This is a genomic window from Caldithrix abyssi DSM 13497, assembly GCF_001886815.1.
Classification (GTDB): Bacteria; Calditrichota; Calditrichia; order Calditrichales; family Calditrichaceae; genus Caldithrix; species Caldithrix abyssi.
This window is the reverse complement of sequence record NZ_CP018099.1, coordinates 2,989,459-3,002,997: the sequence shown is the minus strand read 5'-3', so window position 1 is coordinate 3,002,997 and position 13,539 is coordinate 2,989,459. Positions and strand designations below refer to the sequence as shown.

11 protein-coding genes are annotated in these 13,539 nt (G+C 46.6%); 4 read left to right on the top strand and 7 right to left on the bottom strand.

From position 1 onward, the window contains the following. Positions 1 to 33: 33 nt before the first annotated feature. From Cabys_RS11705 to Cabys_RS11690, 4 genes are all read right to left on the bottom strand, one after another. Positions 34 to 2,190 (bottom strand): carbohydrate binding family 9 domain-containing protein, encoded by a 2,157-nt coding sequence (locus tag Cabys_RS11705; protein ID WP_150109317.1) that lies wholly within the window; start codon positions 2,188 to 2,190, stop codon positions 34 to 36. A gap of 57 nt (positions 2,191 to 2,247) precedes the next feature. Next, entirely contained in the window at positions 2,248 to 2,931 is a 684-nt protein-coding gene (locus Cabys_RS11700; RefSeq protein ID WP_006930701.1) for a 3-keto-alpha-glucoside-1,2-lyase-like domain-containing protein, read from the bottom strand. Positions 2,932 to 3,266: 335 nt separating this feature from the next. After that, entirely contained in the window at positions 3,267 to 4,652 is a 1,386-nt protein-coding gene (locus Cabys_RS11695; protein ID WP_006930699.1) for an ATP-binding protein, read from the bottom strand. Further along, entirely contained in the window at positions 4,652 to 5,335 is a 684-nt protein-coding gene (locus Cabys_RS11690) for a response regulator (protein ID WP_006930698.1), read from the bottom strand. The genes Cabys_RS11695 and Cabys_RS11690 overlap by 1 nt, the downstream gene beginning before the upstream one ends. A gap of 258 nt (positions 5,336 to 5,593) precedes the next feature. Here Cabys_RS11690 and Cabys_RS11685 point away from each other — a divergent pair, with 258 nt between their 5' ends. Both Cabys_RS11685 and Cabys_RS11680 read left to right on the top strand, forming a co-directional pair. After that, positions 5,594 to 6,568, top strand: a complete 975-nt coding sequence (locus tag Cabys_RS11685) for a nucleoside hydrolase (RefSeq protein ID WP_006930694.1) — start codon at positions 5,594 to 5,596, stop codon at positions 6,566 to 6,568. A 338-nt stretch (positions 6,569 to 6,906) separates the two neighbouring features. Continuing rightward, on the top strand, positions 6,907 to 7,131 hold the full coding sequence (locus Cabys_RS11680; protein WP_006930692.1) for a putative signal transducing protein: 225 nt from the start codon (positions 6,907 to 6,909) through the stop codon (positions 7,129 to 7,131). A 44-nt stretch (positions 7,132 to 7,175) separates the two neighbouring features. On the opposite strand, the gene Cabys_RS11675 is transcribed toward Cabys_RS11680, so the two are convergent. From Cabys_RS11675 to Cabys_RS11665, 3 genes are all read right to left on the bottom strand, one after another. Continuing rightward, positions 7,176 to 7,658 (bottom strand): hypothetical protein, encoded by a 483-nt coding sequence (locus Cabys_RS11675; protein WP_006930690.1) that lies wholly within the window; start codon positions 7,656 to 7,658, stop codon positions 7,176 to 7,178. Positions 7,659 to 8,314: 656 nt separating this feature from the next. Continuing rightward, positions 8,315 to 8,902, bottom strand: coding sequence for a methyltransferase domain-containing protein (locus tag Cabys_RS11670; protein ID WP_006930688.1), 588 nt, complete (start codon positions 8,900 to 8,902; stop codon positions 8,315 to 8,317). 75 nt (positions 8,903 to 8,977) lie between these two features. Then, positions 8,978 to 10,552 (bottom strand): bifunctional ADP-dependent NAD(P)H-hydrate dehydratase/NAD(P)H-hydrate epimerase, encoded by a 1,575-nt coding sequence (locus Cabys_RS11665; protein WP_006930684.1) that lies wholly within the window; start codon positions 10,550 to 10,552, stop codon positions 8,978 to 8,980. Between the two features lie 331 nt (positions 10,553 to 10,883). On the opposite strand from Cabys_RS11665, the gene Cabys_RS11660 reads away from it, so the two are divergent. Beyond that, positions 10,884 to 12,140 (top strand): sensor histidine kinase, encoded by a 1,257-nt coding sequence (locus tag Cabys_RS11660; RefSeq protein WP_006930682.1) that lies wholly within the window; start codon positions 10,884 to 10,886, stop codon positions 12,138 to 12,140. Beyond that, a complete protein-coding gene (locus Cabys_RS11655) occupies positions 12,116 to 13,300 on the top strand; it encodes a sigma-54-dependent transcriptional regulator (RefSeq protein ID WP_006930680.1) in 1,185 nt (394 codons plus the stop codon). Before Cabys_RS11660 ends, Cabys_RS11655 begins: the two co-directional genes overlap by 25 nt. Positions 13,301 to 13,539: the final 239 nt, after the last annotated feature.

Sequence of the window (13,539 nt, the reverse complement as noted above, 5' to 3'; positions counted from 1 at the left end):
CATCATTTCCTTTCATTTAAAACCAGGGTTCATTTACAGAACAAAGCGCCAGACGAATTTGCTTAAAACGGTGGTGTTGGTTAAGCGTAAGGCGCTGCCGTGCGTATCGACGCTTTGATTGACTACAAAAAAGAAATTGCTTCCCGCCCGGGGAATCCAGTTCATGCGAAAATTGAGGAGAATCAAATCTTCGTCTGAATTCCACTGGGCGAACAGGGAACCGAACAAATCCGGAGAAACAGCTACTTCTAAACGGCTGCCGAATTCGTTGACTGTAAAATGTCCCTGAGGCAGATCGATCACGTTCTGCGTAAAATCGTAGCTCATGCTTACATGGCGATTGAACTTAACCACACTGCGAATGAACCACTCCGTGCGTTTGCCTGTGTAGTAATCGCCCCACTGGTAAAAGAGAAAGGCGTAAGCTGGCCGTCCGCGAAATGTTCCGAACTGAAGCTCGTAACGGGAGAACCAGTACTCACCGGCAGGAATGACAATACCGTCGTGGATTTCGAAAGGTTCTAACAAATTTTCTGCCAGTCGCTGATAATTGGCTTCAAAGAATTCGCCGCTTCTGGTTTTAAACCCCAGAGGACGAAACTCCGACCACAGGGTTTGCAATTCATGAGTACGGTCGTCAATGTAATAATTAAAGTCAAATGGTTTAAACTCAAAACGTTGAATGAAAGGTAAAAATTTGGGGCGGGGTTTCAGGCGCAGATCGGCCATGAACATCTGATAGTTCTCGCGGCGCAGATAACCCGTTTCGGGATTGAAATAGGCGTCGCTGCGATCCCAGATGGAAGAAAAATCGATCAAATCGTTGGGGAAATCAATAAACAGGCGGTGGGCAAAGCCGATTGGGTGGTCATTTTGCGGCGTAAAGCTCTGAGCAATGGCGCCGCCCATGGCCAGCGTTTTACTGCCTAAAAAGCGGGATGTGGAGTACAGAAAATCGCTACCGTAAACCAGATTTTGGTGATCTTTCTGAATTTTTCCCACGCCGATAATGCCGATGCTGGACTGTTCAAAGATGTCCTGTTTCCAGCGCAGGGCGGTGTAATTGGTGGTGGGGATGGAATCTTTTCTGGCGGTCTGGATGCTCATGCCGCCCAGAGTGGCGCCGCCGCTTTTGCCCAGAAGCCGAAGCCCGGCAATGATGGGGATTTCTGAGTTATCCGGCCCAAGACCGATGCGTCGGCTGTAAAAAGGTCGAATACTGTGCCCCAGACCAAAGTCAAAATATTGTCGGCCTTCCAGAAAAAACTCTCTCTTTTCGGGGTAGAATAGAGAAAAACGCGTTAAGTTCACCTGCATGCGATCTGCTTCCACCTGGGCAAAATCGGTGTTCAGTGTTACGTTCAACTTCATGGTCGGCGTGATCAGGTAGTTTAAATCGCCGCCCATGTCGCCGACCGTAGCGGGCGCCTGGCCGCCTGTCTTTTCAATACCCGCCAGAGCATAAGGTTTGAACTCCAGCAGGGTGATGTGATTAATGCCGCGCAGGCCGGTCAGTTTGCCGGCGCGTGAAACCTGTTCGATATCGGCGTCGCGCGACCAGCCCTGCCACAAAACCTGTTCCCGTTTACGCTGAATAACGCGTTCGAAATTGATGCCCCAGATCAGCTCCTCGCGCGTTTTGAATTTTAGCGTGGAAAAAGGAATGCGAAATTCGGCGAACCAGCCTTCAGACGTAATGCTGGTTTTAACGTCCCACACGCCGTTCCAGGATTCGTTGACCTGCTGACCATTGTCCTGAATCAGGGCGTCAAAGCGGGCGGCGTTGGGATTGGTTACAAATAAATAGCCGTTCCGACGGTCGTGGTAGGTATCGAAAACGATCTTGAAATTATCGTCCTTTTCAAAATCGAAGTCGTATTTCATGCCGCGGGCGATTATTTGTTCCGGTTGAGAATCATAACACCACACGCCGATATACAGGTTTTTCTCGTCGTACAAAATGGCTACTTCCGTGCGTTCTGTTGCCGGCTGTCCAAAGTTTAACTCGCGCTGCGTAAAGTTGGAGATGTGCGCTGCTTTTTGCCAGAACGCTTCGCTAAGACGACCGTCGATTTTCAGGGGATCGTCAATTTTGTAAGCCTGAATTTCGTCAGGAAAGCTAACCTGAGCGAAGAGAAATTTTAAAGCGGCGGCGATCAGAATCAATAAGCGAAAAAGACGTTTTATCATTGTTCCGCCTGAGCTTGCTTCCATGGTAAAAAATCTCCGTCGGTTTGCCTGGCTGGTTTACGGTTGAATAACTACTTTAAAATCATCAAACGCGGTGGCGGCGTCTGCCTTGGTCCACAATCCGACGCCGCCCGCATCGGTAAAGGTGGCGTCCTTGACCTCCAGCAGCTTTTTGCCGTTCAAGTAACCGGTAATCCGCTCGCCCTGCATGACGATTTTTAACTGCTGCCATTGGTGAGCCGGCAGATGAATGCGGGCGCTGGCCAGCATGCGTCTGGCGCCATCTTTGACGTAGTAGATGCGAAAATTATTTTCCAGGGGATTATAGCGTGAAATGTAGTAATTGTCTCTGTCTTTCGCGCGCCAGATGACCCCGCCGCCCTGGTCCTCGATGCCGGAATTGGCTTTAAAATAAACGGAGATCGTACCGTTTAAAAAAGTGAGACGATCGGTCCAGCACAGATTAAATGTTCCGCCAAAGGAGTGGTTGACGCTGGTCAGGGCCAGAACCTGGTTGCCGGACGGCGCCGTGCTGTCTTCAACCACCTGCCAGGTGGCTAACGCTCCTCTCTGATTGGTGGCTTCCACCTTCCAGCCCTGCGGAATGCTGCCGGTTTTTAAATCATCAAAATGAAAGAGAATGGTTTTGCCGGATGGCGTTTGTGACAGCAAGGCGCCAGAGAAGCCGGACGCCAACGTCACTAAAAACAGAGCCATGGAGGTTAAAGATAAAATATGCATGATGTTGCCCTCCTTTTTGTTTTGCTTAGAGTTCTATCCTTGCAAATTTTGAGTTCATTTCGATCTTCCCGCCGGCAGGCGAGTCGAAATAACAGGTACGCGTATTTTGCAGAACTCGATCGGTTGTATTAGTTTAAAAAATCAAGCTTCCTTTTTATCAGACGAACCGGGGCCTGAAATGGAACTCGCCGACGGTATTGGCCTGTGAACATCGATCTTGCAGGTCGTTTAAAAACTTGTGCCGTAAAAGGACGGAGGTAGCACATTTTGTTTTCTCTCTGCTTCCAGCATGCCACTTCCATGGTCGCCGTAAAGTCGGTCAGCCGGTGTGTAATCTAACTTTCACCGGGCAGTTCAATGATAAATGTGCTTCCCGCCTCTGGCTGACTAATAACGCGGATGTTTCCGCCCTGTGCGCGCACCGTCCAGCGGGCGATGGCCAGCCCCAGTCCGATGCCACCGATCTCGCGCGAACGGGCTTTATCCACACGATAAAAACGTTCGAAAATTTTTTCCTGTTGATCGACTGGAATGCCCGGCCCCTGATCGGTTACGCTGATCTGCGTTACATGGCGGATGCGCTCAAAGCGTACGCGAATGGTCGTTCCGCCGCCGGAATATTTAATGGCGTTGTCCAGAATATTGAGCAGGGCTTCGCGCAGTAAATTTTTGTCGGCGGTTAAATTTAGCCTGCGGTCGCCTTCCAGTAAAATGGTCTGATTTTTCTCCTCGGCCAGGGGCTGAATCAATTCAACGGTTTTTTCGATGAACGAGAACAGAGAAAAGGGCTCTTTACTAACTTTAATGCGTTCGCAGTCTGCCCGGGAAAGAAACAGCAGGCTGTCCACCAGCTGCGTTAGGCGGTGGTTTTCTTCCAGCATGCTGCCGATTACGTTTCGATAGTAGGCCGCGTCTTTGTTTTCCTGCAAACTGACCTCGCCAATGCTCTGGATGGCGGTTAAAGGTGTGCGCAGTTCATGAGCGGCGTCAGCGGTGAACTGTTTTAGACGGGCAAAGGATTTTTCGATTCGTTCCAGCATCTGGTTAAAGGTGCAAGCCAGATGTCCCAATTCGTCATCTGCGTTGATGACGGGCAGCCGTTCCTGTAGATTTTCTTCGCTGATGCGCCGCGCTTTTTCTGTCATGCGGTCAATGGGGTTCAACATTTTCCTGGTCAATAAAAAGCCGCCAAATCCCGCCAAAAAGAGCGAAAAGGGCAGAGCGAGCAGAAAGACGCGTGCCGTGTCGGCCAGGTCATCCCACAATTGGTCTTCTGATTTTACCAGGCGAACGAACAGCCAGCGTCCGTTAATATTGGCTTTGCCAAATAAAAAGCGAGCGTGTCCGCCGTCGGGCAGGGCTTGCGAGTAAAAGGTAAAGCGGTCTGCCTTTTTTATTCTGTCCGGAACGGGCGGTAAAATTTTTGCCGTAAAGGGGCGGCTTTCGTACAGCTTTTTACCGATGGCGTCCCATATTTCAATCCACCGTTCCCGAAAATAGGGGTCCACATTCTCGTTAACGGAAATGGCGCCGTCCTTTTCGACGGAGATGATATTTTCCAGGATCTCGTAATCTTCTTCCAATTCATTATCCAGGTCCTGGCGCATGCTCCAGTAAACCAGCGAAAGAGATAAGACGGCGTAAACCACAAGGATCAGCGTAAAAACGGCCACATACCACAGCGTTAAACGCGTGCGGATATTTTTCACTTTGAAGGTCATCAGGGCGCCCCCTCGTTCATCATAAAGCCCACGCCGCGGATGGTATGGATCAATTTAACGGGGAAGGGATCGTCTATTTTACGGCGCAGGCGGGCGATATGCACGTCGATCAGGTTGTCGATAGGGGTGGCGCGATTGGTTTGCTGCCAGACATCGCGAGCCAGCATTTCGCGCGAGACGATTTGTCCCTGATGGCGCAGCAGGTATTCCAGCAGATCGAATTCGCGCACGGTGAGGTTAATTTCGCTTTTGCCGCGCAATACTTTCCGCGTGACCAGATCCATTTCCAGATCGGCAAGTACCAGCCGCAGAGAGCTTTCGCTGCGTCCGCGGCGCAGGAGGACGCGAATGCGGGCCAGCAGTTCGGCAAAGGCGAAGGGCTTAACCAGATAATCGTCGGCGCCGCTGTCCAGTCCGTTTACGCGGTCTTCTACGGTATCGCGGGCGGTTAAGATGAGGATGGGGAACTGCATGCCCTTGCGGCGGATGGTTTTGAGGATTTCCAGGCCGTCGCGGCCGGGCAGCATCAAATCCAGCAGCAGTAAGTCGTAGCGGCGCGTGCTGAGCAGATAAAAGCCGTCTTCTCCGCTGCAGGCCACATCGACCTGATAGCCGGCGTTGGTCAGGCCTTCTTCAAGGGCGCTGGCCACTTTGCGTTCGTCTTCGATGACTAAAATGCGCATGATCTTTCTCCTGTGGGAATAATATTAAGAAATAAATTTAAAAGAAAAATATAAATTTTCCTTAAAAATTTGTAAGGTTTTGGGGAGGCAGGATTTAAAGAATCATTAAAATCGACCTTAAGAAAAAGGTTGTGCTTTGCGTGCAAAAAAATCAAATTGCTGCGCTCTCTTCTGCAGTACGCTAAATTTGTGTTGAATTAACGTTTTGGATAATTTGTCCAATTAAAAGCATGGTTTGATTTTTACGGGAAGTTTAAAATGAGACAAACGATCCTATCGCTGTTGATCCTTTTGTTCTTTATTCAACTGGTAAATGGCGCGGAAAAACAAAAGGTCATTCTGGATTGCGATCTGGGCAGCGGCCTTGACGATGCGTTTGCCGTGGCCCTCATCCTGGCCAGCCCGGAGTTCGAAGTCCTGGGGCTGGTAATGACGCACGGCAACACACACAAACGGGCGCAGGTGGCCGGTCGATTGCTGTATGAATGCGGCCGGGAAGAGATTCCCGTGGTCGTCGGCAAGCCCACTCCCTTAATTGTGGGCAAAGATACGACCATAGCGCCGGACGCGCAGCAGTTCGCCTGGGCTGCTGGATTTGACAAAGTGAAACCCATTTCCCAGAATGCAGCCGACTTTATCATTGAAAATCTGAAGCGATATCCCAACGAAGTTATCCTCTTCACCGCCGGTCCGCTTTCTAATATTGGCGAAGTCCTTAAAAAAGATCCCGGCGCCTTAAAACGGGCTAAACGCGTTGTCTCCATGTTCGGCTCGTTTTACATGGGCTATGCCGTGGGTTCAAAGCCCACAGCAGAGTGGAACGTTAAAGCCGATGTGCAAGCGGCCCGCATGCTGCTGGATGCCGACGTGTTACCCCTTTTTGCCGGACTGGATGTGACCGCTTTTGTAAAACTAAACGAACAAAACAGAATGCGTCTGCTTTACCGCAACTCGCCATTGACCGACGCCCTGTGCGCTTTGTACAGCCTGTGGCTTTATGAATCGTACGCCCATGTAGACCCTGCGATGTTCGATCCCGTGGCCATCGGACTGGTACTGTGGCCGGAATTGTTTGCCACCAGAAAGGTGCATGTTTCCATCGACCGCCAGGGCAGAACCCTTGTGGATGAAACAAAGCCGCCCAATTGCGAAATCGCCGTCCATATTCAAAGCGAAGAATTGATCCGCCGTCTGATGGAGCGTTTGCTTAAACAGAACTTGCGCAGGCAGTAGGCGAAGCAGGGAAGGGCAAGAAGAAAAGTATGGTTTTGTATGCCGCCTGTCAGAGAAAAAAACGGCGTCCTGTCTGGCGGGCAACGGTTTGACCAGAAGGCCGTTGATTGTATTTAACAATACAAAAAACACTCGCAGGCACTTCCTCATGAACTTGCATTCTCATTCTTTGCAAATATGTTGTGTCTGGCGCTTTTTTTGATTAATATGGATGGGTCAACTCTAATAAAAGGATTTTGGTTAGAGATATAAGATTTCCGTCCTGTCAGAGAGGGATCGAGATGACCAATAACCCTTTTTAGAGCAAACATACGAATCAAACCAAAACGGAGGCAACCATGGAACGATTAAAATTTTTAAAAAACTTTCCCAATCGCCCCTTTGCAGAACAGGCGCGCGAAATATTGGAAAGTAATAATATTGGATGCGTCTTAAAAAGCCCGGATGTGGGCATTCTGGGCGGCGCTTCATCTTCCACCCTGAATGGCGTGGATTTGTACGTAGATCAGGATGATTTTGAAAAAGCGCGCACATTGATAGACGCTCTGTACGATGGGATTTAAAAATCGGGTTTTTTATCGATCATAAAAAACCCGATTAAAAGGAGTTAAACCGTTTCTTTGGCCTTGTTTTTCTCTAACCATTTTTTATAGAGTATTTCTTCCATCATTTTGCGGTATTTTACGGCCGATTCAAAGGCCTCTTCGCGGGTGCGTTTACTGTTTATGTAAAATTTTTTGGTGTGCAATTTTCCTTCTTCACTCCAGGTGGCCTGAAAGTAATGCACTTCGCGACCGTTGACAATCCCTTTAATTTCATTTACACCTGTAACGCCGGTGGAGTTTTTGGGCTTTTTGTTGTAAAACGGTTTTCGCTTTGTGCTTTTGTACTTCGCTTTTTCCAATTCGGCGACCATTCGGTTGTGGTCGCGAAACTTGATGGCGTTTTTCAGCGCCTGTTGCTTTCCGCCGTAAGCTTTGTCGCTAAATAATTTAGAGACAAATACGCCGCCTTTGGCATATACACGCACATACCAACCATGCGTGTGCTTGGAATCGATTCTGCTGATTCCCGGATACTTTGATTTCATAATACCTCACCAAATTATTGATTAAACTTGAAACGATTAAACTTAACAAATAACATTTGTTCGAAATATAAAAAAGGAAATTTTGAATGTCCACTTTTTTTGTAAAATTTACTACGTTGGGGTTTACAGCATTAATCGAATAGCGACGTTTACTAATGATCATTTTTAATGAATCACTTCCTTGTGTTCAATCTAAATCATAACGCATTTTAAAGATATATATTTTTGATATTTTTTTCAAGATTTTTAAAAAGAATATCAAAATGTTTGCAAAACGCGATTATTGACTCATCTCCTAACTCCGGCTATTCCAACATGTTAGGTGAATTTATCTCGCCCTCTCTGTTAAAAAAGACTCACAGAGCAAGGAGTAGGAATAAGAGGGTGAGTATTAAAGAAAAAAACCTCTCTAATACTTTAAATATCAAAGAATTAAATTAAAAGAATTTTTAAATTTTTGGGGGACATTCAGTTTTGAAAAAAAAATCGGCCAGAGGAAGATTGTTTGAATGGTTGGCCGATTGATTGCCTGACGAGTCTCTGCTCACATCTGCCGTACCGCGCAAATCTGTAAAAAGCGCATATCGCTCAACAGTTGGCAGCGCGTGATCCAATGGTAAGTTGTAAGGACGCGCCAAAATTATTCTGCCGCAGAACTACGCTTTAATCAAAATCATAAACAGTTCCCGTCCCTGGCGACGCGGGTGGGAGTTGTAGCAGCGTTCAAACGTTTTAATCTGAAATAGCGGTTTGAAATAGGTTAAATATTCTTCCAGAGAGCCGCCGAATGGCGGATCGGGATTTTCTGCATCCAACGGGAAATCGTACAAAACGCCCGCCAGTTTTCCGCCTGGTTTTAACAGTTCATGCATCTTTTGAGCGTAGGCCGTGCGTTGGGAGGGATGTAAAGCGCAAAAAAACACCTGTTCCACAATCAAATCGTACTGACCTTTTAGCTCGAAAAAATCGACATTTAAAAGCTGCTCATCCGGAAAGTCCGGAACGCGCGACTTAAAATTTTGCAGCGGTAGAGGAGAAATATCCACCACAAAAACATTTTTAAAGCCCTGCTGCCACAAGTATTCGGCTTCCCACGCGTTGCCGGCTCCGGGGATTAAAATCATCAGGTCTTTGCGAGGTAGTTGGTCGAAATAGGCCTTTAACGGCGGCGAAACGCGCCGCATATCCCACGGTGGTTTTTCCTGAAGGTAAAATGCGCTCCAGTAGTCTTTGTTAAATGTCATACTTTTCCCGTTTTTAAGTTTTGAACGTTAGCGCTCTTCAGAATAATCCGCCTACGTTTTTTGGGGAATCATTTTTTAAACTAATGATATTTTTCCGTAATTCTGATTTTTCATTTCCCGCCAGTGGCGGCGATAGTGTTGCAAAGCCTCTGGTAAATGCTGGAGAATATCGCCGGCCAACAGACCGTCCATTCCCATCTTCTGGGCGGCTAAATCGCCGGCCAGTCCATGCAAAAAGACGCCGATGCGCGTGGCCAGTAAGGGATCTTTTAAAAGGGCGTACATGGCCGCGATGGTTCCCGTTAAAACGTCGCCGCTACCGGCTGTGGCCATGCCCGGATTTCCAGAGAGGTTCATATAAACCCGTCCGTCGGGGTGCCCGATTAAAGAGTGGGCGCCTTTTAACACAATTATGGCATTCAACTCCTTACAGGCGCGGCGTAAAACTTCCACTCTGTTTTTCTGCACTTCGCCGATACTGATGTTTAGCAGGCGCGCCATTTCGCCAGGATGCGGGGTTAAAATGGTTGGGGCCTGTCGGAATTTAATGCAGGCAGGATCTTTAGCCACCGCCGTTAAGCCGTCGCCGTCCACTAATACCGGCTTTGGGCTTTTTTCCAGCAGGTCTCTGATCAATTGTTGGGTTTCAGCTTGAAGCGAGGCGCCCGGCCCCACAATGACCATTTCCATATCTTCGGAAAATTCCAGCAGAAAGTCCAGATTCTCATGGGCAATGCTTCCCGATTCGGTGGCCTGCAGGGGCTGAAAAATAATTTCCGGTCCCTGCATGGCGATGGTGGAGGCAATTTGACGGGGCGTTGCCAGATAGGAAAGTCCTCCGCCTGCTTTTAAAAAGGCGTGAGCCGCAAAATAGGGCGCGCCAAGGTAATTGGCCGCGCCGGCCACAAACAACACCTTACCGCAAAACCCCTTATGGGCGTCTGTCGGGCGTTCCGGAAGTTCCACCGGATCGTTTGTTTGTGTCTGCACTTCTGGATTGTTGAAGATTTTCGGCGCAAATGAAATATGGGTAACAAACAGTTGCCCGTTATATTCAAAACCCGGCAATAGTAAATTGCCGAGCTTGGGCAGACCAAAGGTGATGGTCATATCGGCCTTAACGGCAATTCCCATAACCTGGCCCGTGTTGCCGTTAATACCGGAAGGGATGTCAATGCTAACTACTGGCTTTCCGCTCCGGTTAATGGCCTGAATAATGTCGCGGTATTTGCCTCCCACTTCACGATCCAGGCCAGTACCGAAAATGGCATCCACTATGACATCAAATGCCGGTAAAAGGGTTTCAAAGTCCTGAGCATTTTCAATGGATTGAGTGGGGATTTTCATTTGCTGAGCGATCTGATAATTCAAATGGGCCGAACCTTTAAATTTTGACGGATTGCTCAACAGCACAACCTGCACCTTTGCCTCGTTGGAAAAAAGTTTGCGGGCAACCACCAGTCCGTCTCCGCCGTTGTTCCCCCCGCCACAGACAATTAAAAATTTATCTTTCTGTAAATCAAAACGGTCTCTGATTTTTTCGTAGGAAGCCAGACCTGCATTTTCCATGAGCAACTGATCCGGAATGCCGAATTCGCTTATGGCTGTTTGATCCATTTGTCTCATCTGTTCTACGCTTACAATTTTCATGACGGACACCTCCGGTAAATAAGTGAACTTATCGGAATTTTAACAAATTCAACAATAGGCTTCAATTTTTGTTTTTAGTTGAGAACGACTTCTGCTCTTGTGCAGGCTCTGGGGATTTTGGGTTCACCATATTTTGCGCGAATTAAAAAAAGATATGGGCAAATTAAAATTCCTTTTAAGGCGCCTTCCTAACCATTTATTTCGGAAAACTCTGGCTTAAAATTAAAAATTTTCTGTAATCGGCATTGCAGAAAAAGCGATTAAAGTGTATATTCGATAAGAACAAACTTTGTATTAAAAGTATTGATGAAATTCTAATTGAGTAAAAAACATGCTAAAATGCATTTTTGCCGGAGTATTCAAAAATCCGTGCTTTATCATTGGCGGGGAACAACCAGAGTTATCGCTGGCTACGGGATTTGTATTTTCGCAATGGCTCATTTATTTATTATTATTAGGAATGTTCATTTTTGTAGGACTCCTCGTTTTACGTTACTTTAACTCCATTCTCTTTTATTACCGATTTATAAAAAGGCATCTTAATATACCCAATAAGGGCGTGATGTTTTTTGATGCGCAGGGGCATTTAACAGGTTTTAATAAAAATATATCCGACATGCTTCACATGCCCATGGAAAAATACCGGGGCAGGCATTTTAAGATTGTTTTACAGACTCTGCCGCAGTTAAAAGCGCAATTAGAAAATTTATTACTCTACGGGCAGGAGATTAATGAAGAACTGACCATATTTAGTAATAAATCGATTCTGAAGGGACGGCTGATAGGCTATCCTGTTCAGGGATTGCGTTCCACCATTGGTTACGTGGTCGAAATTTATGACCTTTCACAGGAAATATTGAACGAGCGAGAAGACCTTATTCATCGTCTGGTGCGCAAAATGGCGCATGATATTAAAACCCCACTGGCTACCATCAAGTTTTCGGTTGAGACGTTAAAATACATTATCAACAATATTGAAGATCCGGAAGTGCAGGAAGACCTGAAAAATATTAATCATGAAGTGAATCGAATTCAATCCATCACCAATAATTATTCAAAGATCGCGCAGTTAAATAAACTGAAAATTAATATTATCGATCTGGCAGAGTTGTGCGATGAAACGCTTTTGCAGTTTCATCCGCCAGAGCAGGTAAAAATTGTAAAAGATATTTCAGATGAAGCCAGGCTTATTACGGCCGACGCCGATCAGTTAAGAGTGGTGTTTAAAGAACTGGTTGAAAACGCGCTGGATGCTGTCGGGGCCCAGGGCGAAATTCGCATCAGCACCTATCCCGCATCATTTGCCCGCGAGAAGCATAAAGATGCTATTTGTATTAATATTTCCGATAGCGGAATCGGTATCCCTTCGGCGGTAAAAGACAAAATTTTTGAACCCAGCTTTACCACCAAAACACATGGAACCGGCCTGGGGCTGGTGTTCGTAAAACAAATTGTGGCCAATCATCAGGGTGAGATTCTCATTGATTCCGAACTGCATAAGGGGACAAAATTTCAGATCATCATTCCCAAAGAGATTAAGGTGCAACAAGAAAAGGACATTTCATGGAGAAGAAACACCGCTTATTAGCCGTGGACGACGACATAGATTTTTTAAAGGCTCTAAAAAAATTGCTCACCAAATTTGAGTTTGACGTAGAGGTGGCCATCGATCCTTTTAAAGCAGTGGAGCAAATTAAAAATAATTCTTACGACTGCATTTTGCTTGACATGAAAATGCCGGGTCTGGATGGCATTCAGTTGATGGATAAGATCATGGAAGAGGACCCGCTGGTTCCCGTGATTTTTATTTCTGGTCAAAGTAACATCCCTCTGGCTGTCCACGCCATGAAAAAAGGCGCTTACGATTTTATCGAAAAACCGATTGAGCCCGAGCGTTTGATCATGATGCTGAAGCACGCCATCGAGCGCAATGCGTGGTCTAAGGAACGCGACATGCTTTTAACGGCCATTGACGAAAAATACCAGATGATCGGCGAAAGCCCCGTGATGAAAGAGGTTTTTAAAAAAATCAAGATTTTTTCCACCGCTGATGCAAAAGTGTTGATTACCGGAGAAACGGGCACCGGTAAAGAACTGGTGGCCAACATCTTGCATTACAACAGTCCCCGTGCCGGCAAACCATTCATAAAAATCAACTGCGCCGCCATTCCCAATGAATTGCTGGAAAGCGAATTGTTCGGTCATGTTAAGGGGGCCTTTACCGGCGCGGTGGAAACTAAAAAAGGTAAATTTCATCTGGCACAGGATGGCACGCTGTTTTTAGATGAAATCGGCGATATGGATATTTACCTGCAGGCCAAACTTCTCAAAATTCTTGATACTGGCGAGTTTAGCATGTTGGGCGACAATAAAACCTACAAGGCGAACTGCCGAATTATTAGCGCCACCAATCAAAATTTAGAAGAATTGATTGCTGAAAAGAAGTTTCGCGAGGATCTTTATCACCGCTTGAATGTATTACACATCCACATCCCGCCATTGCGCGAACGCCGAGAAGACATTCCGCATATTGCCCGCTTTTTGTTGAGCAAGGCAACCGATCAGTACAATAAAAAAATTCTGGATTTTTCTGATACGGCCATTGAGCTCCTTAAACAGTTCGATTGGCCGGGAAATGTGCGGCAATTGAAAAATGTGGTAGAAAAATTGGTGATCTTTTCTTCGGGCCCCATTATTGAGGAAAAACAAATCGAAAACATCTTTAATGAACCCCTGTTTTTAAAATAGGGTGGTGGAATTCCATCATTCAACTCTTAGACTTTTTTCGGCGCAGACGCTGTTAAAGATTACCCGGGCTGGACATCATCCAATGAATTGTGATTTTGAATGACTGTTAGTGAAGTTTGAACCATGATTTACATGATTTCAGGATTATCATGATTGATTTTTGGGAGTTCAAAATTTTTCCTTAAACATTTCGCAGGGATTTAAGCAACCACAGAGCGCACGGCGCACAGCGCACAGAG

What these genes read in the sequence shown, in the direction of transcription:
- Cabys_RS11705 (WP_150109317.1), bottom strand. Translation starts at nt 2,190, where the DNA reads ATGATAAAACGTCTTTTTCGCTTATTGATTCTGATCGCCGCCGCTTTA.
- Cabys_RS11700 (WP_006930701.1), bottom strand. Translation starts at nt 2,931, where the DNA reads ATGCATATTTTATCTTTAACCTCCATGGCTCTGTTTTTAGTGACGTTG.
- Cabys_RS11695 (WP_006930699.1), bottom strand. Translation starts at nt 4,652, where the DNA reads ATGACCTTCAAAGTGAAAAATATCCGCACGCGTTTAACGCTGTGGTAT.
- Cabys_RS11690 (WP_006930698.1), bottom strand. Translation starts at nt 5,335, where the DNA reads ATGCGCATTTTAGTCATCGAAGACGAACGCAAAGTGGCCAGCGCCCTT.
- Cabys_RS11685 (WP_006930694.1), top strand. Translation starts at nt 5,594, where the DNA reads ATGAGACAAACGATCCTATCGCTGTTGATCCTTTTGTTCTTTATTCAA.
- Cabys_RS11680 (WP_006930692.1), top strand. Translation starts at nt 6,907, where the DNA reads ATGGAACGATTAAAATTTTTAAAAAACTTTCCCAATCGCCCCTTTGCA.
- Cabys_RS11675 (WP_006930690.1), bottom strand. Translation starts at nt 7,658, where the DNA reads ATGAAATCAAAGTATCCGGGAATCAGCAGAATCGATTCCAAGCACACG.
- Cabys_RS11670 (WP_006930688.1), bottom strand. Translation starts at nt 8,902, where the DNA reads ATGACATTTAACAAAGACTACTGGAGCGCATTTTACCTTCAGGAAAAA.
- Cabys_RS11665 (WP_006930684.1), bottom strand. Translation starts at nt 10,552, where the DNA reads ATGAAAATTGTAAGCGTAGAACAGATGAGACAAATGGATCAAACAGCC.
- Cabys_RS11660 (WP_006930682.1), top strand. Translation starts at nt 10,884, where the DNA reads ATGCTAAAATGCATTTTTGCCGGAGTATTCAAAAATCCGTGCTTTATC.
- Cabys_RS11655 (WP_006930680.1), top strand. Translation starts at nt 12,116, where the DNA reads ATGGAGAAGAAACACCGCTTATTAGCCGTGGACGACGACATAGATTTT.